The organism is Saccharothrix deserti, from assembly GCF_009769385.1.
Lineage (GTDB): Bacteria > Actinomycetota > Actinomycetes > Mycobacteriales > Pseudonocardiaceae > Actinosynnema > Actinosynnema deserti.
Genome location: NZ_VKAB01000022.1, coordinates 23,737 through 43,028, shown reverse-complemented (window position 1 = coordinate 43,028; position 19,292 = coordinate 23,737). Strand labels below are relative to the sequence as shown.

The following is a 19,292-nucleotide window of genomic DNA, read 5'->3' as shown; positions in this document are numbered from 1 at the left end:
GGTTCGTCTCGGGTCACCTGCGCCGGACCACGTCGGGCGGCCCGATCGAACCGGGCACGACGAGGAACGGCGTGGTGGCTGACTGGAAACCGGGTCCGCTCGCGGTGATCGTGCGCGGACCCGTCGCGTCCTTGGCGAGGATCAGCAGCTGGGCGGTGAACCCGCCGTCCGGGCGCGGCAGCGTGGCCGCGGCGGACGCGGTGATGCCGGGCGACCAGGACAGCCGGACCGGCACGCCGGGCGGGAAGTCGACCCCGCGCACGGACGTGACGAACCCGGGCTCGCCGATCGGCGGCACGGCCACGATCCGGGGCAGCAGCACCCGCATCGGCGCGGTGGCGACGTTGTCGGCCGGGTTCACGTCGGTGCCGGTGGTGCGCAGGGCGCCGCGCACGGTGGCCTGCAACGGCGCGTCCGGCGCCAGCACGACCTGCACCACCTGTGACGCGCCTGCGGGCAGGTCCGGCAGCGCGCAGCCGGTGTTCGCGCACCCCGGCGGCAGCGCCGCCACGGGCACTCGCGCGGGCAGCTCGAAGTCCAGCCGCAGACCGGTGGCCAGGCCACCGGAACCGTTGCGGACCGTGTACGTCACGGTCGCGCGACCGCCCACATAGGACGGATCGGGCTGCACGACGACGGTCACCGACGGCCCGGCCAGGGGCGGCGGCGCGGGAGCGGGCGGAGGTGGCGGCGGCGCGTCCGTCACCGGGTCGCGCACCGGCACGGCGGTCGTCGCCGCGTTGTCCGACGGCAGCACGTCCAGCACCGCGCCCGCGACCGACCACGTCACCTGGCGACGCCCGGCCACCAAACCGACCAGGTCGACCGTGATCACGGCGGTGTCGCCGGGGGCGAGCACGCCGAGGTCGCAGCGCAGGTCGTCCACGTCGCACGTGCCGCGATCCGGGCGCAACGCGTCCAACCGGACCCCTTCCGGCACGGCGACGGTCAGCGACGTTCCGGGCGACGCCGCCGGGCCGCGGTTGGTGACCTCGACCTCCAGCGTGGTCGTCGCGCCGGCGTCCGCGTCGGGCACGTCGTCGGGCGCCGTGACGGTGAGGTCGACCGACTGCTGCCAGGACGGTTCCTTCTGCCGTCCGGGCAGGGGCGAGGTGATCCGCCGGACCGCGCCCGTGGCGAGGGCCACGACGACCAGCTCCTCGGGCGACCGGACGTCACCCGTGCGGCGTGCGGTCAGCACGACCCGCTCGCCGTCCGGGGAGAACGCCACGTCCCGGGGCTGGAACGGGCCGTCGGGCGACCCGGTCAACGGCTCCGAGCACGTGTCGCGGCCGGCGGGCAACAACACCCGGCAGTCGCCGTCCTCCAACGACACCAGCAGAATGCCGTCGCTCTCCCGGTTGAACGCCAGCGTGCGGCCGTCCGGGCTGAACACCGAGCTGTCGTCGGTGACCTCGCAGTCGAACCCGCAGACCGCCGCGGACACGTCCCGCTGCTCGTCCAGCGCGTCCGCGCGGGCCGTCCACACGTGGTTGTCGCGGATCTCGGCGGTGGGGCCGTCGAACACGCGGCCCCTGGTGAACGCGAGGGTGCGGCCGTCCGGCGACCACGCGGGCTGGGTGTCCTCCTGGTCGGCGACCTCGGCCGGCGGCACGAGCCGTCCCGTCACCGCGCCCGTCGCGACGTCGACCACGACCACGCGGCTCGGACCGCCGTTCGGCCGGACCCCGCCGGGCGAGCGGCGGGCGAAGGCCAGCGACCGGCCGTCCGGCGACCAGGACGCGTCGAACTCCCAGTCCGACGCCTGCCGGTCCGCCACCTCCAACCGGCGCGGGTCGCCGCCGTCGGCGTCGGCCAGCCAGATCCGCTGCGCCCGCGTGTCGCCGACGTCCTCGAACCGGCTGAACGCGATCGTGCGGCCGTCGGGGGAGTAGGACTGCCGCTGCGTCCACGGGTCGAACCCGGGCCGCGGCCGGAACAGCAGGTTCGGGTCGTCCACGCTCTGCGGGTCCTCCCGCAGCACGGGCACGCCGAGGTCGCGCGGGTCCGACCCGTCCGGGCGCACGTCCTGGAGGGTGGCCGTGAACCGGGTCGGCGCGCTGGTCCGGGCCACCACGAGGTGCCCGCCGCGCGCGTCGACCAGCCACGCCGGCGAGCCGACCGTGCGGTCCTCGGCCAGCAGCAGGCCGGGCGGCGCGGTGACCGGAAGATCGGGCGACGTGTCGACCCGGTGCACCTTCTCCACGTTCGGGTCCGCCGGGCACGAGCACACCTGGTCGAAGCTGAGGAACAGCAGGCCCGCGCCGTCCGGCAGCCACGCGGGCGACCGACCGGCCCACGCGGCCTGGTCACCGCCCAGCAGGGGTGCGCCCACGTCCCCGCCGTCGAGCACGCGGAGCTGCCGTCCGTCGGCGCCGCGGTCGAGCGTGTAGGCGATGCGGTCGTCGCGCGGGTTCCACGCCGGTTCCACGGCCGCGCCGGCGGGTTCGTCGGTGATCCGGGTGACCGGACCGCCCGCGACCGCCCGCCGGTACAGCTCGCCGTCGCCGTCGCGGTCCGAGGAGAACGCGATGCGCGCGCCGTCGGGCGAGAACGTCGGCGAGGTCTCGTCGTCCGGGGTGTCGGTCAGCCGGCGCAGGCCCGTGCCGTCGGCGCTGACCAGCCACAGGTCGCGCTGCCCTCCTTCGGCGGAGTCGAACACCACGGACCGGCCGTCCGACGACAGCTCCGGGTTGCCCGCGTCACGGCCCTCGGTGAGCCGGCGCACCGACCCGTCCGCCGCGCGCAGGTACACCTGGGGCGTCGGCGCGTCGCGCATGCTCGTGAACACCACCTGGTCACCGCGTGCGGACACGTGGTCGTCGTGGTGCGCCGGTCCCGCGCCCAGCAACGGGTCACTGGCGCGCAGCTCGTCCGGCACGGGGTTCGTCACCACGCCGAGGCTGCGGTGGCCCGTGCCCGCGTACGCGATGCGGCCGGCCACCGGCGGTTCGTCCTGCCGGGCCGACGCCGACACGGGCGTGGCGGTGTCGTGCACCACCACGACCACACCGCACAGCACCAACACCGCCGCGGCCGCGGCTGGCACGGCGACCGGCCGGGATCGCAGCCATCTCAACAAGGTGTCCACCTCCGTCTGGGACTCGCCCGAATCGTCGCCGGGACCGGCGGGCCGCGACGAGGTCCCGGCGGGCACGTCGCGGGAAGAACCGGTGGCTGTTCGGGCAACCCGGGTCAGATCAGGCCGTGCCGCATCACGTAGCCGACGGCGTGCGCGCGGTTGCGCAACTGGAGCCGCGTGGTCACCTCGTGCAGGACGTTCTTCACCGTGCGCTCGGAGAACGACGTCCTCGCGGCGATCTCGGAGGTGTCGAAGCCCTCCGCCACCAGCCGCAGCATGTCGGCCTCGCGCGGGCTGAGCGTGGACAGCGTCGGCCCGTTCGGGTCGAGCACGCTGCGCTGCAACCGGTTCACGTGGTCCAGCAGTCGGCCCAGCAGGTCACCCGGCAGCACCGCTTCCCCTTTGGCCAGCGCGGAAACCGTGCTCACCAACCGGTCCTGGTCCGCGTCCGCGCGGCGCAGCACGGCGGTGACGCCGCAGTCGATGGTGGTCTGCAAAGAGTCGTGGTCGAAGCGCCCCACGACGAGCCCGGTGCGCGTGGACGTCGAGTGCCGCAACCGCCGCAGCAACCGGACCGCCTCGTCGTCCACCTGGTCCACCACCACCAACGACACCTCGGCCCGCGGCTCCTCCTCCGGCCGCAGCACCTCCACCTCCGGCCGCGGGCGCAACTGGTAGGTGATCCCCGCCCGCAGCACCGGGTCCTCGGCGTACAGCGCCACCGGAATCCTGCTCATGCCACCCCTCCCTCGAACCTGCCGTCCGCACCCTGCTGAGGCCATCGTGGGCGCTCGGAGGGCGAACGGGCAGCCGCAAGGGTGCGTCGGTGCACGGACTTGCCCGTACCGTGCCCTTTTCTCCCTGCCGCACACCGACCCGCCGTGCCTACCGTTTCGCGGGTGACCACAACGACAGAGTTCGGACTCCCCACCGTGGTTGTCACGCCCGGTCAGGAGACCAGCACGACGATGACGGTGCGCAACGACAGCGACATCGTCGAGGCGTACGAGTTCGAGGTGGTGGGCGACTGCGCCTCGTGGACCTCGGTGGAACCGGCGCGGCTGTCGCTGTTCCCCGGCACCTCGGAGGAAGTGGCCGTGGTGCTGCGCCCGCCGCGGTCGCCGTCCGTGCGGGCGGGCGAGGTGCCGCTCGCGGTGCGGGTGCTGCCCGCCGAACGACCCGAGTCCGTGGTCGTGACGGAGACCACGGTGGTGGTCGAACCCTTTGCCTCACAACGCGTTCGGCTCGTGCCGAAGCGACGTCGGGCTTGGCGCAGCGCGCGCTACCGCGTCCAGGTGCACAACGGCGGCAACACGCCCGTCTCGGTGACGCCCGCGCTGCCCGAGGCCGACGACCACCTGCGGTACACCGTCACCGACCGACCGACCTCGGTGGAGCCGGACGGGCGAGTCGACCTCGAACTGCGGGTCCGGGTCGCGAAGCTGCTGTGGTTCGGCAAGCCGGTGATCTGGCCCGTGCGGCTGGACGCCGTCGCGCTCGCGGCCGAGGAACGGCACGAGCACGAGCTGGCCGGCGAGCTGGTGCAGCTCCCGATCCTGTCCCGGTGGCTGCTGTCGGCGCTCGCGGGGCTGTTGGCGTTGCTGCTGCTGTGGTTGCTGCTGGTGCGGCCGGCGGTGCGCAGCGCGGCCCGCGAGGCCGTGGACGACCGGGCGCAGGAGATCGCGCAGGCCGACCCGGCGCCCGTGCCGAACCCGGACGCAGCCGCCGACCAGCCCGCCGTCCAGGAACCGGGGCAGCAGGGGCAGGGGCAGGGCCAGGGGCAGGGTCAGGGACAGGGGCGCGGCACGGCGGCCGGCGGTGGTGAGCAGAGTTCGGCCACCATCGAGGTCCGCACCGGGGCCGACCAGCAGGCCACCGGGACGTACGTGGTGCCGGAGGGCAAGGTCTTCCACATCACCGACATCGTGCTGGCCAACCACCAAGGCGACGAGGGCGTGCTCACCATCGCGTTCGGCGAGCGGACCATCACCACGATCGCGCTGGAGACGTTCCGCAACCAGGACTACCACTGGGTGACGCCGATCGACATCCCGGCGAACGGCACCGTCACCGCGACCGTGTCGTGCTCCAGGCCGGGCACGCCCGCCAGCGGGCGGCAGGCCGCGGCGTGCGTGCAGCTGCTCAACGTCAGCGGTGAGCTGGGCGACCTGCCCACGTGAGCCGGGGGCGCGGTTCCGCGGACCACGCCACCACGACACCGCCGGCGTCACCTCGGAGGAGGTGACGCCGGCGGCTTTCCGCGTGCTCAGAACAGGTTGGCGCGGCGGTTCCACTCGTCGAGCAGGGCGTCGATCCACGCGAGCATCAGCTCGGCGGTCGCGTCGTCCTGTCGACTCCGGTACCGGCGCAGCTCGCCGCACGCGGCCTCCAGCTCCACGTCCAGGTCCGACGTGGCGAGGTCCTCGGGACGGCTCACCGCTTCGGCGTGCCGTCGTGGGAGGCGTTGCGCGCCGCGATCCGGAACGCCTCGATGTACTTCGGCAGCTCGACCAGCGCGCGTTCCCACGTCCCGGCCGTCACCTGCTCGGCGAACACCGTGTCCACGGCGAACTGCGCCACCTCGGGGGCGATGCCGTCCACCTCCGCGTCGCGCAGCCGCCGGGACACCTCCAAGCGGTGCACCCGCGACCTGACCACTTCCAGGGTCCGGGTCAGCTCGGCGATCACCCGCTCGGCCTCGTCCGCCTCGACCACGAGCCAGCCCTTGTCGGCGAGGTCGAGGAACAGGTCGCCCGCGAACCTCTCCCGCGCGGCACCGTCCGCCACACGACCTCCGTCTCCGTCGGGTCGCACAGCCATCGCACCTCCGTACGGGCACCGGGCCGGCACCGGTCCACCCAGAACCCCTGTCCGCCCTGCACCAGGGATGTCGATTGAGCCCATCACGTGGGAGCGCGCCGGTACAGGCCGTGGGCGCAGGTCTGCCCGTCCTTACCTCGCCCGGACTCCGGTCAATGCCCCGGGCGGGCTCGGCACTAGGCCGATCGGGTGACGCTGGTTGAACCGCGAACCACTCGGACGTGCTGTCCGTGGGCTCCTGCGCGAGTTGCGGCCGAGCAGCGCGGGCACCGGCTGTACCTGCCGAAGCACTGTCCACGGCACCCGAGAGAACTGATTAGGAACCTACGTCCTAGTGGCGTGTCCGCCGGGTCGTGATCGTGTTTTGCCTGGTGTGGCGCGGATCCAGTCGATGGTCTCGGCCTGCGCCGGGCCCACAGGCAGAACGTCCATGCCGCAGAAAGCGCGTGTCCGCATTCGAGCAATGCGCTTGCTCGGCGGAGTCGCTTCGGGAGAGGCTGCCCGGGTGACTCATGCCGCTGCCGGCGACTTGTCCTTTCGCCGGCCCACCGAGGCGGACCACGCGCGCGTGCTGGCCGTGCTGGAGCCGTGGTGGGGTGGTTTCAAGGGCGCGGACGGCGCGCGGGAGCGGGCGCTGCTGGTGCCGCGCCTGTACTTCCAGCACTTCACCACCACCAGCTGCCTGGCCGAGCACCCCGACGGGACCCTCGCCGCCTTCCTGGTCGGATTCCTCTCGCAGACCGAGCCGGCGATCGCGTACATCCACTTCGTGGGGGTGGACCCGGCTTTGCACGGGCAGGGTGTGGGGCGATCACTGTACGAATGGTTCTTCGAGCGGGCCCAGGCCCTGGGCGCGCGGTGGATCAAGTGTGTCACCAGCCCCGGCAACACGTCCTCGCGCGCCTTCCACGACCGTCTCGGCTTCACCGCCTCCCCCGTACTGCCCGACTACGACGGCCCCGGCCTGGACCGGGTCGCGTTCACCCTCAGGCTCGTCGACGACCAGGGCTGACAGCCGGCGGCACACCGCCAACCCATGTTCGCGCGGAACGTACAGGGCTGCGGGCTTGTTCGCGCCCTCGGCAGCCGACGCTCCGTAACCGACGCGTCATGCTTTGTTGTCGAACCGTTCCTTGTTCGTGTCAGATTGTTCACGATTCACGGTTCGTGTCCAGAGTGGCACAGTGCGTGAACCGGTGGGTATGGTGGCGAGGTGCCTATCGCTGCCACTGGGGGCGTGCGACCGCGCGGCGGTTCGACGGTCGTCCTCACGGCCGTTCTCGCCCTGCTCGGTGTGTTGCTGTGCCATGGGCACGTCGACAGCGAGGCACGCACGTCGTTCGAGGCGGTAGGTGCCCGGACGTCCCAACCGCACTTCGACACCGCGGTCGTCCACGATCACCACGGAGACAACGACCTGGCGGCCGAAGGCGCCGCATGGGACTCGCACGACGTCCCGGACGGATCGGGCACCCCGACCGAACACGACGACCCGATCTGCGGGCCTTCGGGGACAGGGCTGCCGGCTGTGCAGGCTGAAGCAGGCCGCTCCCCGGAGCCACCCGTCGTGCAGGCGACCGCACCTCTGCCGCAGGACGCCGCCGGCGCCTCTCGGCGTCCAGCGGCAGAGATCTCCGCGGTGTGCCCTCCCGCCGGCGCCCGGTTGCTGGTGATGGTCGGCGTGTCGCGGCAGTGACAGGCCGCCGAGGCGTCCACCACCACCGTCGCCGTGCCGGAGGCACCGCACCCGCGTGAACACACCGCGGGCGGACCTCGGCAACGGGCTGGTCCCTGGCGCGCTCGGCTCGGGCTGTTGACCGCTGTCTTTTTCGTGACCCATTGAAGAGGTCTTCTTCCGATGTCTGTTTCTTCTCCAGTCGTTGCCGCACGCCCTGATGCGGGCGTTACCGAGAAGCCCGTGCCGTCCTCGGCGCGTCTGGTGCTCACCTCCGCCGCAGCGCCGTGCCACACCCCGGCCGGGGTGGTGGGCAACACCCCGGTGCTGTGGATCGACCAGCCGTTCACCTCGGACGGCCGCGGTTTCTGGGCCAAGCTCGAAGGCCACAACCCCGGCGGCATCAAGGACAGGCCCGCGCTGCACATGCTCGAACGCGCCCGCGATCGTGGCGAGTTGGCCGCCGGAGCCCCGATTGTCGAGTCGACCAGCGGGACACTGGGCCTGGGGTTGGCGTTGGCCGGCATCGTGCATGGGCACCCCGTCACGCTGGTCACCGACCCCGGCATGGAACCGATGATGGTGCACATGCTGCGCGCCTACGGCGCCACTGTGGACACCGTCGCCGAGCCCGATCCGATCGGCGGGTGGCAGGAAGCGCGGCGACGCCGCGTGCGGGAACTGCTCGACGCCGAACCCGGCGCCTGGTGCCCCGATCAGTACCACAACCCCGACAACGTCACCGCCTACGAACCGCTCGCGATGGAGCTCGTCGCCCAATTGGGCCGGGTGGACGTGCTGGTGACCAGCGTGGGCACCGGCGGCCACTCCGCCGGGATCAGCCGTGTGCTGCGCCGCTACAACCCGCAGTTGCGGCTCGTCGGCGTCGACACGGCGGGCTCGACGATCTTCGGTCAGCCCGCGGGGCCGCGGCTGATGCGCGGCCTGGGCAGCAGCATCTACCCCCGCAACGTGGACTACGCCGCGTTCGACGAGGTGCACTGGGTCACCGCGCCGGAGGCGGTGTGGACGTGCCGTGAGCTGGCGACCGGCCACTACGCCAGCGGCGGGTGGAGCGTGGGCGCGGTCGGCCTGGTGGCGGGGTGGCTGGCCCGCACGCTGTCGCCGGAGACCCGCATCGCGGCGATCTTCCCCGACGGACCGCAGCGCTACTTCGACACCGTCTACAACGACACCTTCTGCCACACCCACAACCTGCTCGACCACGCTCCCGCCGAGCACCCCGACCAGATCGCGCACCCCGGCGAGCGGATCGTGGACCGCTGGACCCGGTGCACCACGGTCACCGACCCGGTGACCGACCCGCGCCTGGCGCACCTGGGGGCGCGGCGATGACCGGGACGTGGCGGCAGCTGCGCTCCCTGCCCGGCAGCGTGCAACTGCTCGTGGTCAACCAGTTCGGCATCAACCTCGGCTTCTACATGCTCATGCCCTACCTGGCCAACCACCTGTCCAACGGGCTCGGGATGGCGGCGTGGACCGTCGGGCTGGTCCTGGGCGTGCGCACGTTGAGCCAGCAGGGCCTGTTCCTGCTGGGCGGAGCACTGGCGGACCGGCTCGGCTACAAACCCATGATCATCGCGGGGTGCGCCCTGCGGACCGTGGGATTCGCCCTGCTGGGCGTGGTGGACACCCTGCCGGCGCTGCTGGTCGCATCCGTGGCGACCGGCCTGGCCGGAGCGCTGTTCAACCCCTCGGTCCGCGCCTACGTCGCGGCGGACGCCGGGCCGAAGCGGGTCGAGGCGTTCGCGGTGTTCAACGTCTTCTACCAGGCCGGGATCCTGGTGGGCCCGTTGGTCGGACTGGCGTTGATCACCCTCGACTTCCGGGTGGTGTGCCTCACCGCCGCGGCGATCTTCTCCCTGCTGACCCTGTTGCAACTCCGCTCACTGCCCCCACGCCGACAGGAGCACGACGCCGAGCGCCCGACCGGTGCGGCAGGAGTGCTCGCGGACTGGCGGACGGTGGTGGGCAACCGGGCGTTCCTGCTGTTCTCCCTGGCGATGATCAGCTCCTACGTGCTGTCGTCGCAGATCTACCTCGCCCTGCCCCTGCAAGCCGCGCACGTGCTCGGCTCGGCGGCGGGCGACACCGGGAGCAGCGCCTTGTTCGCCGTGTCGGCGGTCGTGGCGATCGTCGGTCAGGTGCGGCTCACCGCGTGGGCCCGCGCCCGCTGGAGTTCCGGCCGGTCGGTCACCACCGGGTTGGCGCTGATGGCAGCGGCGTTCCTGCCGCTGGTGCTGACCGCACACGTGTCTCCCACGCCACCGGCCGGCGTGGGTGCGGCGATTCTGGCTCTCGCACCGGCGTTGGTGTCCACGGTGTTGCTCACCCTGGGCACCGCCATCGCCTACCCCTTCGAGATGGACACGATCGTCACCCTCTCCGACGGGCGTCTGGTCGCCACGCACTACGGCTTCTACAACACCCTGTCGGGAATCGGAATCACCCTGGGCAACCTGGCTACCGGATGGATCTGGGGCGTGGGCATGACCAGTGGATGGCCTGTCCTGGTGTGGATCGCCTTGACCGCCACGGGCGCGGTGGGCACCGGTGCGCTCGCGTTGCTGCTGCGAGCCGGGCACCTGCCGTCCACGGTCTCACCGGCCGTCGCGCAATCCACGGCTCCCCCAGCCGCCACGAGTGGCGCCACCGGAAGGACGAAGTGATGAGCACTCAGCCCCAGCAGGCACCCACCGCCGCGACGGTGACGGCACGCGACGTGCACGAAGCCGCAACGCGTTTGGCCGGGATCGCGGTGCGAACGCCCGTCTTGCGCGCGGCGCCGTTGGACGAGCACACCGGTGGCCAGGTGCTCCTCAAATGCGAGAACATGCAGCGCACCGGGTCGTTCAAATTCCGCGGCGCCTGCAACGCCGTGGCCCGGCTCAGCGCTGAGCAACTGGAGCGCGGCGTCATCGCGTTCTCCTCGGGCAACCACGCCCTGGCCGTGGCCTCGGCCGCGGCGGAGGCCGGCAGCACCGCGATGCTGGTGATGCCCGCCGACGCCCCGCCGGCCAAGTTCGCCGCCGTGCGAGGACTGGGCGCCGAGGTGGTGACCTTCGACCGCTACACCGAAGACCGCTTCGCCCTGACCGCCCGGCTCGCCACCGAGCACGGCCTCACCCCGATCCCGCCGTACGACCACCACGACGTGATCGCAGGCGCGGGCACCAGCACCGCGGAGTTCCTGGACCAGGCAGGACAACTCGACGTGCTGGTGATCCCGTTGGGCGGAGGAGGCCAGCTGGCCGGCGCCGGCGTGGTGACCGCGGCAGCCGACCAAGGCACCCGCCTGATCGGCGTCGAGACCGCGGTGGGGGACAAGAACCGCCGATCACTGCGGGCAGGGGAACGAGTGCGGATACCGGTGCCGCGCACCATCGCCGACGGCGTCACCGGCGAGATCCCCGGTGAGCTCACCTTCCCCCTCATCCGCCGCCACGTGCACGAGGTGCTCGTAGTGCACGACGACGAGATCCGCGCAGCGATGGCGCTGCTGTTCGGGGAGATGAAGTTGGTGGTCGAGCCGTCCGGCGCGCTGGCGGCGGCGGCCGTGCTGGCCGGACGGGTCCACGCCCCGGGAGGCCGCGTCGGGGTGGTGCTCTCCGGAGGCAACGTCGACCTGCCACGCCTGCACGGACTACTGCACCCCGAGCCCGACGTGGTCAGTTCGTAGGCGCGGGGGTCGGTGGCACGGGCTGAGTCCTGTGTCACCGACCCCCGGTTCGTTCACAATGGCGCCGTCGCGTAGTCCAACCGTCCGGGCTGGAGCACCCCGAGGTCGACCCGCGTCTCGCCGCCGACCGGCAGGGTCTTCTGCGTCGCCGTCGACGCTGCAGGGGAGGGCTCCGAAAGCACAGACGATCACATAGTCCACATTGGGCGCTGATCTGATTTCACGATGCTGGCCGCGCGCACGTCCCCCGGCAGCAGCGCGGCGATCGCGTCGTCCTTCGACAACGCCGACAGCACGTCGGCCGTCGGCTGCACCCCCGACGCGGGCGCGTCCACCGGGCCGCCGCACTCGGAGACCACCAGCGCGAGCAAGGTGGTCAGCATCAACAGGGATCTCGTACGCATGAACTACCTCAGGTCCTTTTCGAAGCGAAGACGGCAGGGGCGTACCGGGTCATCTCCTCGCGGGCGCGTTCGCCGTAGCGGGACACGTACTCGTAGGCCAGCTCCTCTTTCAACGGCGCGGTGGCCGGGTCCTCCCAACGGACCCGGCGGGCCACCAGGGTGTCCGCCGTCATCCCCGCACCGCTGTCATCCGTCCACCGCGATCTCGCGGCGCGGCTCCACGACCTTCGCGGCACGTTCCCGGTCGCGCTTGGCGACTTCCTGGATGCGCGGCACGTCGGTCCGCCCCGCGTCCTTCGCGGCCTGCTTCACGGACTCGATCTGCGCGGCCGTGCCCGCCAGCGGCTCGCCCCACAGGCAGAAGATGTCCGCCTCCGCGCCACCCGCCTTGTACGCGGCGGGGGAGGAGCCGCCGAACGACACACCCGGCCGGGGCTGCTGCACGGGGAACACATCGCTCACGAAGTCGGCGAACTTGTGCCAAGGAAGTCGCCTACGGCCACTACCGCGAACTGTTCACCGGGCACCCGTCCCGCGTGCGGCAGTCGTGGGAGACGTTCTCGGCGCGGTTCGCCGAACTGGACTGGCACAGCGACGACATGCGCGCCCTGGAACGCGAAGCCGTGCCCGCGTCCACGGACCGCATCGACTTCGAACGGCTGGACCGTCCCATCGACGGCTTGAGGTTCCCGTCGTCGGACGGTTTCCAGGAATTCCTGCGCTCCCACATCACCGGCGACGTGGCCCGCCGTTCGGACGCGACCCACAGCGCCGACCTGGGCGCCTTCCTCGCGCTGCTGGGCGTCTACGGCCAGCTCTCGATCGTGTCCGCGTCCGGCCGCCTGCGCGGCGACACCGGCTGGTGGCACGGCTTCTGCAGCTCGATCGCGAGCGGCCCGCCCCCGGACCGTTTGGAAGAACTCGTGGCCTTGGCACGCGCCGGCGTGGTCCGTTTCCTGGGGGCCGACACGTGGGTCCGTGCTGACGAGGGCGTTTTCCTGGCCGGCAGTCCCAGCGTCCCGTCGCACGTGGTCCGCGCGACAGGCCTGATCGAGGCTCGGCTCCCCGTCCACGCACTGGCCCACACCGCCGACCCACTGCTCCGGTCGCTGTCGGCGGCCGGGGAAGTGCGCGACGTCAACGGCATGGTCCTGGTCGACCCGTCCGACAGCCGAATCGTCGACGCGACCGGTACACCGCACGCTCGGCGTTTCGCCGTGGGGCCCTATACGACGAACAAGGCCTACGCGGCTTTCGCGCGTCCCAACACGAACGCGCCGAACTTCCGGCAGAGCGACGAGGTGGCGCGTGCGATCCTGCGCTTCCTCGCCGCCGCGGCGGCAGATGGGGCGGACGACGAGTCAGTAGCCTGACCCATCCAGGCGGGTGCGGCGTCTGTGGTCGCCGTTACCCGAGGGAACGTCCGCTCACCTTCAGGCAACGGTGTCAGGCCACGGATGTGTACCGGCCCTGGAAGCGGACCAGGGGTGGGTTGCCGGTGTTGTGCTGGATTTCCAGCGGTTCGCCCACCAGGGCCACGTGGCCGCCCACCATGATTCGGCGGGTCGTGCGGCAGCGCAGGCGGAGAGGGGTGTCCAAGAGGTGGGGACGTCGTCGGTGTCGGATAGCGGCGGGTGCGTGCTCGCGGACGTGAACGAGCTGACGGTCACGCCCACCGGGCCCTCCGGACCGGTCGCGGTGACGATGCCGACCCCTTGCGGGAAGTCGCGGAGTGCGGTGCGCAGGTCTGTCATCGGGTCGCCCCACCGGGGTCGTGAACCACCCTGCCTCGGCCAGCCGGTCGCCGAGTGTGCCGATCCGGACCGCGCTCGGCGTCCGCGGTGATCACCACCACGCCCGCCGGGTGGCGGCGGAACGCTCGGCGGAGGGCGCTTCCCGGCAGCGTGGCGGTCATCAGTCGACCTTGACGGTGTGCTCGTTGGTGAAGGGCTTGCCCGCCACCAGCTCCGACTCGCGACCGTCCGGCCCGACGGGGGTGTCGTCGATCAGCGTGATCCGGTGCAGCCACCGCTCGACGTCCACCGGCACGTGCGGCCGGCCCAGCGTCGCGCGCGGGACCCGCGTGTGGACCTCGCACAGCAGCCCGAGTTCGGCGTACTGCCTCGTCACAGCAGCGGCGCTCAGCCCGGTCAGTCGCGCGATGGTGCTGCGCGCGACCGGGCCGTTGTCCAGCACGGTGGCGGCGGTGGTGGCCCGGCGGCGTGGTTCGTGTGTCACTGTTCCTCCCCTGGTCGGGGTGCCGTTGTCCCTGTGTGGACCGGTCAGTCGGGCAGCGCACAGATCGCGCTCGCCTGCCGACGGAAGTCGACGTGGCGGCGCGTGCTGAGCACGGATGCCTGGGACATGCGTCGATGCCGGCACCCGGCCCGCGGTCCGGCCAAGGGGGCTCGGGATGTGGGAAGACCGTGCCGGGGGTGGCGCGGCGGGCGTGCGATCCGGCTCGGGGCGCACGGTCAGGGCCTGTTCTGGTCGGGTGTGCGGTAGCGGGCCATTTTCGTGCGGGCGCCGCAGGTTTCCATGGAACACCACCGGCGGTTGGCGGCTCGGCTCTCGTCCACGAAGAGCAGCCAGCAGTCGTCTCGGCCGCACTCGCGGATGCGGGACGCCAGCGGGCCGGTGACGAGGGCCGCGCCGTCCCGGGCGAGGGCGCTGAACATGTCCCGGACGTCGGTCTCCGGCGGGTGCAGCGTCAGTTGTCCGGCCTGCCGTTCCAGGCGGCCTCCGGGTGCCGGGCGGGTGGCCCAGCGGTTCACCACATCCAGGTCCGCGTCCGGCGCGGTGAACAAGCCGTAGAGGGCTTCGCGCAGTTCCCGCGCTTGGACGAGGTCCCGGGCCGAGACCTTCGGCGGGCCGGCGGCCATGCCCGCCTCGCGGAACCACCGGGCCAGGTCGCCCGGGTCGCGCAGCCGCTCGAACGCCTGACCGCCGCGTTTGCCCAGGGTCGCGGTGAAGTTCACCGACAACCTGCCGCCGTGCCAGCGGAATGCGAGTTCGGCCGTGCCCACCATGTGGTCAGACTACTCAGTTACCGGTTTAAGCGGTAACGTCCGGGTCATGGGACTCAAGATCGCAATCGTCGGCACCGGTGGCGTCGGCGGGTACTTCGGTGGTCGCCTCGCCGCGGCCGGGCACGACGTCAGCTTCGTCGCGCGCGGCGAGCACCTCGCGGCGCTGCGGCGGGACGGCCTGGTCGTGCGGAGCGTGGCCGGGGACTTCACGGTCGCTCCCGTGCGGGCCACCGACGACACCGCGGAGATCGGCGAAGTCGACTTCGTCCTGCTCGGGGTCAAGACGTGGCAGCTCCAGCCCGCGGTCACCGCGCTGAAGCCGTTGATCGGCGACGAGACCGCGGTCGTCACGACGCAGAACGGCGTCGACGCTCCGCGCCAGGTCGCGGACGTCATCGGCCGGGACGCGGTGCTGCCGGGCGCCGCGGAAGTCATCGCGTTCCTCGACGGGCCGGGACGTGTGCGCCAGATCGGCGGCGGGAAGCTCACGTTCGCCGAGTGGGACAACCGGCCGACCGCGCGGGTGGCGAGACTGCGTGACGCCCTCGAGGAGTCGGGTTTGACCGCCGTGGTGGCGACGGACGTCTGGGTGGCGCTCTGGATGAAGTTCATCGCACTGGCGTCGTTCGGCGCGATCGGCACGGTGACCGATGCCCCCTACGGCGTGCTGCGGTCTCGCGCGGGCACGCGGCAGCTGATCGCGGACAGCATGACCGAGATCCTGCGGGTGGGGCGGGCGAAGGGCGTCAACCTCGCCGACGACGTCGTGGCGGAGCGAATCGCGTTCCTGGACCGGATGCCGGAGGACGGGACCACGTCACTGCAACGCGATATCGGGTCCGGCAGGCCGTCGGAACTGGAGGCGTGGATCGGCGCCGTCGTGCGGCTCGGCGCGGAGACCGGCACACCGACACCGATCAACAGCCTGCTGTACGAACTGGCGAGCGCACGGGCACAGGCCTTGTCCCGAGCCTCCACACGTCCGGAGTGATGCGGGACGTCAACGGTGCAGGCAGATCGGTCAGCTGCTCGCACTCCGCCGTGGCCCGCACCCTCCAGCGAGGGCCGTACGGCCGCACCTCGGCCCGTTGCCTGCCCACGCGTGGCGTAGTCGCTCCCGTGCGCGCGGTCGATGACGCCGAGGGTGGCGCCGTCGAGCAGTTCCAGCAGGCTCGGCCCACTACAACCACCGCCGACCCCACCGAGCCCGACAGCTCACGCCACCACGACCGGACCACCCGATCCCGCAGTCGAGCCACACGTCGGGCCGGCACCGACAGCAGCGGGCGGACGAGTCCGCGGGCCAAGGCATCACGCCAGTCGGAGCAGGAGTCACGGCCCACCGCTGCCGGCCACCAGCCCATCACCAACGGACCGGTCTGGCCGTGCTCACAGTCAGAGCAGCTTGTCCAGAGTGATCGGCAGTTCGTGGACGCGCTTGCCGGTGGCGTGGTGGACGGCGTTCGCGATCGCGCCGGCCACGCCCGTGACGCCGATCTCGCCGAGGCCGCGCAGCCCGAGCGGCATGGTGGGGTCGGGCTCGTCCAGGTAGTGGACGTCGATCGGCGGGATGTCGGCGTGCACGGGGACGTGGTACTCGGCCAGGCTCGGGTTCATGATCCGCCCGGTGCGCGGATCCACCAGGGTCTCCTCCGAGAGCGCCGTGCCGAGTCCCCGGCGGCCTCGGCACGGCCCTGGACCTGCCGCTTCAGCCGCGCCGTCTCAGCTCTGCTGCGCGGTGTCCACCAGCGCGAGGGCGTTCTCGATGCCCTGGTCGAGGACCGCGTCGGCGAGTGGCCGGTCGGATAGGGCGCGGGAGAGTTGCAGTGTGCCGACCAATCCGGCGTAGATGCTGAGCGTTGTCAGGCGTACCGACTCCGGGTCTTGCGGTGCCAGTCGGGCGGCGATGTCGTCGATGACGGCCAGAACCCCGTCGGTGTACGCCTGTCTGGCGGCGTCCGTGCAACGGCCGATCTCGTCCAGCAGGGCGGCGGACGGGCAACCGTGCCCGGGGTTGTCGCGGTGCTCGACCGAGAGGTACCCGCGCACGACCTGCTCGACTCCCGCACGGCCCGGTCCCGGCTCGCGCAGGCTCTCGCACTGTCCGCGCAGTTCGTCGGCGATCACGGCCGTGACCAGGTCGTCTTTCGACTCGAAGTGGGTGTAGAAGGCGCCGTTGGTCAGCCCCGCGTCCGACATCAGCGTCGAGATCCCCGAGCCGTCGATGCCGTCCCGCTTGAACCGGCGCCCGGCCGTCTCGACTATCCGCCGCCTCGTCACCTGCTTGTGCTCCACCGCGTACCGCACCGGACACTCCTCACCCACCGGATCCCGGCCTCACACCACCTTGACGACGACCTTGCCTTTCGCACGTCCGCTTTCGACGTAAGCCATGGCCTCTTTGGTCGATTCGAACGGGAAGACGCGGTCGACCACCGGGCGGACGATCCCGGAATCGATCAGCGAGGTGATCTCGCCCAGTTGATCCCCGCTCGCCCTCATGAAGAGGAACGAATAGCCCACCTGGCGGCGTTTCGCCTCCCGTCGGACCCGGTAGCTGAGGACGCTCGTGGCCGGCCGCAGGATCCACGGCGAGCCGAGGTCCTTCGCGAAAGCCGGGTCGGGCGGACCGGAGATCGAGATGAGCTTTCCGCCGGGCTTGAGCACTCGCAGCGACTTCTTCAGCGTCTTCTCGTCCTGACTGTGCAGGACCACGTCGTAGTCGTGCAGGACGTCTTCGAAGTCCTCGTTCCGGTAGTCGATCACGACATCGGCGCCGAGGCTCTTCACCAGATCGACGTTCCTCGTGCTGGTGGTCGTGGCCACCGTCGCACCGACGTGCTTCGCCAACTGGATCGCGAACGTGCCCACCCCGCCGGAGCCGGCCTGGACGAAGACCTTCTGCCCCTTCTCCAGGTTCGCGATCTCGATCAACGCCTGCCAGGCGGTCAAGCCGACCAGCGGAACGGAGGCCGCTTCCTCCATGGAGACCGTCTCAGGCTTGAGCGCCAGGTCTCGTTCGTTCATCGAGATGAATTCGGCGAACGTGCCGATCCGATTCTGGTCCGGTCGCGCGTAGACCTCGTCACCGGGCTTGAACCGCCGCACCCGGGACCCGACGCGGACCACGACACCGGCCACGTCGTTGCCCAGGACGATCGGCAGGCTGAACGGCAGGATGAGTTTGAACGCCCCGTCCCTGATCCTGGAGTCCAAGAGGTTGACCCCGGCGGCGTGCACCTGGACCAGCACGTCGTCCGGCCGCACCTCCGGCTCCGGCATCTCGCCGGATCGCACCTTGTCGTCACTGCCGTAGCGGTCGAGGACGAACGCCTTCATGATGATTGCATCTCTCTGATTGTCGCTGAATTCGAACGGCCTCAGGCGCCGCTTCCGTCAGGGGAGCTGTGGGTAGATCGCCGGGATGCCCCCGGCCAGTGCGGCCTGCGCTTGGCGGGAGGTGTCGTCGGCGAGGATTTCGTAGGCGCCGGCGGCGATGCCGTCGATGGCGATGCGGGCGATGTCGGTGGGGTCGGATTTGTGCGCGGTGACGCCTGCGGTCATGTCGGTGTCCATGTAGCCGACGTGCAGTCCGGCCACCCGGATGTCCTGGTCGGCGAGTTGGACGCGCAGGGCGTTGGTGAGCGACCACTGGGCGGATTTGGCGGCGCAGTAGGCGCCGATTTCCGGGAAGCTGATCCAGGACAGGCCGGACAGGATGTTCAGGATCGCGCCGCCGCCGTTGGCCGTGATCTGCGGTGCGAAGGCCCGGACCATCGACAGTGTGCCGAAGTAGTGGGTGTCGATCTCCAGGCGGATGTCGTCCAGGTCGCCGGTGAGCAGGTCGGCGTGGGTGCCCGAGCCGGCGTTGTTGATCAGGGCGGTCACGTCGCCGGTGGCCTGTGCGGCGGCTGCGACGGAGGCGGGGTCGGTGATGTCGAGTGCGATCGGCTTGGCGCCCGGCAGGTCGACCTGGTCGGGGTTGCGGGCGCCGGCGTAGACGGTGGCGCCGCGGGCGAGCAGTTCGGCGGCGAGCGCCCGGCCGAACCCGCGGTTGGCTCCGGTGACGAGGGCGGTGACGGCGGAGATGTCCATGGAAGCTCCTTCTGGAGTGGGAAAAAGGGGGTGGTCGAATCAGTGGGAAAAGGGGGTGGTCGAATCGACCGCGCGTTACGGCAAGGAGCACAAGGAGGCGACGCGGCAACGGATCGTCGAGACGGCCGGCCGCCGGTTCGAGCAGGACGGCATCGACGGCTCCGGTGTCGCCACGCTGATGTCGGACGCGGGGCTGACCAACGGCGCGTTCTACGCCCACTTCGCGTCCAAGGACGACCTCGTCGCCACCGTCGTCGCGGATCAGCTACGCACCCAGGCCGCGAGGTACAGCACGTTGACGCCGGGCCTCGCGGGGCTGGAGGAGTTCGTCCGCGAGTACCTGTCGCCTGAACACCGGCCCGCGCCATGTCGGACCCGAAGCTCTCCGACGAGATCCTCGAGCAGGGCATCCGGAACGCCCTCGCGTTCATGGCCTGAGCGACACGCGTAGCGCTCAGCGCCGTGGCGGACCGGACAACCGCCTGCT

Annotated in this window: 23 protein-coding genes and 1 pseudogene; 9 read left to right on the top strand and 15 right to left on the bottom strand. The window is 71.4% G+C overall.

All coding sequences use genetic code 11. The features are described from left to right. Nucleotides 1–13: 13 nt before the first annotated feature. Nucleotides 14–3,082, bottom strand: coding sequence for a hypothetical protein (locus FM051_RS30800; RefSeq protein WP_238412769.1), 3,069 nt, complete (start codon nucleotides 3,080–3,082; stop codon nucleotides 14–16). Between the two features lie 113 nt (nucleotides 3,083–3,195). Next, entirely contained in the window at nucleotides 3,196–3,819 is a 624-nt protein-coding gene (locus tag FM051_RS30795) for a helix-turn-helix transcriptional regulator (RefSeq protein WP_202919098.1), read from the bottom strand. Between the two features lie 162 nt (nucleotides 3,820–3,981). On the opposite strand from FM051_RS30795, the gene FM051_RS30790 reads away from it, so the two are divergent. Beyond that, complete coding sequence (locus FM051_RS30790) at nucleotides 3,982–5,262, top strand: COG1470 family protein (RefSeq protein WP_158849509.1); 1,281 nt, start codon at nucleotides 3,982–3,984, stop codon at nucleotides 5,260–5,262. Nucleotides 5,263–5,348: 86 nt separating this feature from the next. On the opposite strand, the gene FM051_RS30785 is transcribed toward FM051_RS30790, so the two are convergent. After that, entirely contained in the window at nucleotides 5,349–5,519 is a 171-nt protein-coding gene (locus FM051_RS30785; protein WP_158849507.1) for a hypothetical protein, read from the bottom strand. Beyond that, a complete protein-coding gene (locus FM051_RS30780; protein ID WP_238412768.1) occupies nucleotides 5,516–5,869 on the bottom strand; it encodes a hypothetical protein in 354 nt (117 codons plus the stop codon). Before FM051_RS30780 ends, FM051_RS30785 begins: the two co-directional genes overlap by 4 nt. A 538-nt stretch (nucleotides 5,870–6,407) precedes the next feature. On the opposite strand from FM051_RS30780, the gene FM051_RS30775 reads away from it, so the two are divergent. From FM051_RS30775 to FM051_RS30755, 5 genes are all read left to right on the top strand, one after another. Beyond that, nucleotides 6,408–6,914, top strand: coding sequence for a GNAT family N-acetyltransferase (locus FM051_RS30775; RefSeq protein ID WP_238412767.1), 507 nt, complete (start codon nucleotides 6,408–6,410; stop codon nucleotides 6,912–6,914). Nucleotides 6,915–7,115: 201 nt separating this feature from the next. After that, nucleotides 7,116–7,598 carry a hypothetical protein gene (locus FM051_RS30770; RefSeq protein ID WP_158849496.1) on the top strand — a complete coding sequence of 161 codons (483 nt, stop codon included), beginning with the start codon at nucleotides 7,116–7,118 and terminating at the stop codon, nucleotides 7,596–7,598. Nucleotides 7,599–7,820: 222 nt separating this feature from the next. Further along, a complete protein-coding gene (locus tag FM051_RS30765; RefSeq protein WP_420803637.1) occupies nucleotides 7,821–8,933 on the top strand; it encodes a PLP-dependent cysteine synthase family protein in 1,113 nt (370 codons plus the stop codon). Further along, complete coding sequence (locus tag FM051_RS30760; RefSeq protein ID WP_158849493.1) at nucleotides 8,930–10,267, top strand: MDR family MFS transporter; 1,338 nt, start codon at nucleotides 8,930–8,932, stop codon at nucleotides 10,265–10,267. The genes FM051_RS30765 and FM051_RS30760 overlap by 4 nt, the downstream gene beginning before the upstream one ends. Next, nucleotides 10,267–11,277: a pyridoxal-phosphate dependent enzyme gene (locus tag FM051_RS30755; protein WP_158849491.1), complete on the top strand. Its 1,011-nt coding sequence runs from the start codon at nucleotides 10,267–10,269 to the stop codon at nucleotides 11,275–11,277. Before FM051_RS30760 ends, FM051_RS30755 begins: the two co-directional genes overlap by 1 nt. 188 nt (nucleotides 11,278–11,465) lie before the next feature. On the opposite strand, the gene FM051_RS30750 is transcribed toward FM051_RS30755, so the two are convergent. The 3 genes from FM051_RS30750 to FM051_RS30740 are packed head-to-tail and all read right to left on the bottom strand — an operon-like array spanning nucleotide 11,466 to nucleotide 12,143. Beyond that, nucleotides 11,466–11,681, bottom strand: a complete 216-nt coding sequence (locus tag FM051_RS30750) for a hypothetical protein (RefSeq protein ID WP_158849489.1) — start codon at nucleotides 11,679–11,681, stop codon at nucleotides 11,466–11,468. An 8-nt stretch (nucleotides 11,682–11,689) separates the two neighbouring features. Further along, the gene (locus FM051_RS30745) at nucleotides 11,690–11,854 is read right to left on the bottom strand and encodes a hypothetical protein (protein WP_202919097.1); all 165 of its coding nucleotides are present in this window, start codon (nucleotides 11,852–11,854) and stop codon (nucleotides 11,690–11,692) included. A 13-nt stretch (nucleotides 11,855–11,867) separates the two neighbouring features. Beyond that, nucleotides 11,868–12,143 (bottom strand): LLM class flavin-dependent oxidoreductase, encoded by a 276-nt coding sequence (locus FM051_RS30740; RefSeq protein WP_420803636.1) that lies wholly within the window; start codon nucleotides 12,141–12,143, stop codon nucleotides 11,868–11,870. A 74-nt stretch (nucleotides 12,144–12,217) separates the two neighbouring features. Between FM051_RS30740 and FM051_RS30735 the strand changes: the two genes are divergently transcribed. After that, nucleotides 12,218–13,054: a hypothetical protein gene (locus tag FM051_RS30735; protein ID WP_202919096.1), complete on the top strand. Its 837-nt coding sequence runs from the start codon at nucleotides 12,218–12,220 to the stop codon at nucleotides 13,052–13,054. 73 nt (nucleotides 13,055–13,127) lie between these two features. Here the strand turns inward: FM051_RS30735 and FM051_RS52135 are convergent, their stop codons facing one another. From FM051_RS52135 to FM051_RS30720, 4 genes and pseudogenes are all read right to left on the bottom strand, one after another. Next, nucleotides 13,128–13,280: a PNPOx family protein gene (locus FM051_RS52135; RefSeq protein WP_238412766.1), complete on the bottom strand. Its 153-nt coding sequence runs from the start codon at nucleotides 13,278–13,280 to the stop codon at nucleotides 13,128–13,130. Nucleotides 13,281–13,354: 74 nt separating this feature from the next. Further along, nucleotides 13,355–13,435 (bottom strand): annotated as a pseudogene (locus FM051_RS52130) (flavin reductase family protein); the annotation flags it as partial. 160 nt (nucleotides 13,436–13,595) lie between these two features. Beyond that, nucleotides 13,596–13,919 carry a hypothetical protein gene (locus FM051_RS50790; protein ID WP_202919095.1) on the bottom strand — a complete coding sequence of 108 codons (324 nt, stop codon included), beginning with the start codon at nucleotides 13,917–13,919 and terminating at the stop codon, nucleotides 13,596–13,598. A 236-nt stretch (nucleotides 13,920–14,155) separates the two neighbouring features. Continuing rightward, complete coding sequence (locus tag FM051_RS30720; protein WP_158849487.1) at nucleotides 14,156–14,710, bottom strand: CGNR zinc finger domain-containing protein; 555 nt, start codon at nucleotides 14,708–14,710, stop codon at nucleotides 14,156–14,158. 46 nt (nucleotides 14,711–14,756) lie between these two features. On the opposite strand from FM051_RS30720, the gene FM051_RS30715 reads away from it, so the two are divergent. Continuing rightward, complete coding sequence (locus FM051_RS30715) at nucleotides 14,757–15,701, top strand: 2-dehydropantoate 2-reductase (RefSeq protein ID WP_158849485.1); 945 nt, start codon at nucleotides 14,757–14,759, stop codon at nucleotides 15,699–15,701. Between the two features lie 404 nt (nucleotides 15,702–16,105). Here FM051_RS30715 and FM051_RS30710 read toward each other — a convergent pair whose 3' ends face one another. The 4 genes from FM051_RS30710 to FM051_RS30695 form a co-directional block, all read right to left on the bottom strand. After that, a complete protein-coding gene (locus FM051_RS30710) occupies nucleotides 16,106–16,351 on the bottom strand; it encodes a hypothetical protein (RefSeq protein ID WP_238412765.1) in 246 nt (81 codons plus the stop codon). An 81-nt stretch (nucleotides 16,352–16,432) separates the two neighbouring features. Continuing rightward, nucleotides 16,433–17,017, bottom strand: coding sequence for a TetR/AcrR family transcriptional regulator (locus FM051_RS30705; RefSeq protein ID WP_158849483.1), 585 nt, complete (start codon nucleotides 17,015–17,017; stop codon nucleotides 16,433–16,435). A gap of 30 nt (nucleotides 17,018–17,047) precedes the next feature. Beyond that, nucleotides 17,048–18,049, bottom strand: coding sequence for an NADP-dependent oxidoreductase (locus FM051_RS30700; protein WP_158849481.1), 1,002 nt, complete (start codon nucleotides 18,047–18,049; stop codon nucleotides 17,048–17,050). A 57-nt stretch (nucleotides 18,050–18,106) separates the two neighbouring features. Next, the gene (locus FM051_RS30695) at nucleotides 18,107–18,805 is read right to left on the bottom strand and encodes an SDR family oxidoreductase (protein WP_158849479.1); all 699 of its coding nucleotides are present in this window, start codon (nucleotides 18,803–18,805) and stop codon (nucleotides 18,107–18,109) included. 55 nt (nucleotides 18,806–18,860) lie between these two features. Here FM051_RS30695 and FM051_RS30690 point away from each other — a divergent pair, with 55 nt between their 5' ends. After that, nucleotides 18,861–19,256: a TetR/AcrR family transcriptional regulator gene (locus FM051_RS30690; RefSeq protein WP_238412764.1), complete on the top strand. Its 396-nt coding sequence runs from the start codon at nucleotides 18,861–18,863 to the stop codon at nucleotides 19,254–19,256. Nucleotides 19,257–19,292 lie beyond the last annotated feature (36 nt).

Bases quoted from the DNA above. Each gene is read 5' to 3' on its own strand.
- FM051_RS30750 (WP_158849489.1), bottom strand. From the start codon at position 11,681: ATGCGTACGAGATCCCTGTTGATGCTGACCACCTTGCTCGCGCTGGTG.
- FM051_RS30755 (WP_158849491.1), top strand. From the start codon at position 10,267: ATGAGCACTCAGCCCCAGCAGGCACCCACCGCCGCGACGGTGACGGCA.
- FM051_RS30700 (WP_158849481.1), bottom strand. From the start codon at position 18,049: ATGAAGGCGTTCGTCCTCGACCGCTACGGCAGTGACGACAAGGTGCGA.
- FM051_RS30715 (WP_158849485.1), top strand. From the start codon at position 14,757: ATGGGACTCAAGATCGCAATCGTCGGCACCGGTGGCGTCGGCGGGTAC.
- FM051_RS30695 (WP_158849479.1), bottom strand. From the start codon at position 18,805: ATGGACATCTCCGCCGTCACCGCCCTCGTCACCGGAGCCAACCGCGGG.
- FM051_RS30720 (WP_158849487.1), bottom strand. From the start codon at position 14,710: ATGGTGGGCACGGCCGAACTCGCATTCCGCTGGCACGGCGGCAGGTTG.
- FM051_RS30795 (WP_202919098.1), bottom strand. From the start codon at position 3,819: ATGAGCAGGATTCCGGTGGCGCTGTACGCCGAGGACCCGGTGCTGCGG.
- FM051_RS30745 (WP_202919097.1), bottom strand. From the start codon at position 11,854: ATGACGGCGGACACCCTGGTGGCCCGCCGGGTCCGTTGGGAGGACCCG.
- FM051_RS30760 (WP_158849493.1), top strand. From the start codon at position 8,930: ATGACCGGGACGTGGCGGCAGCTGCGCTCCCTGCCCGGCAGCGTGCAA.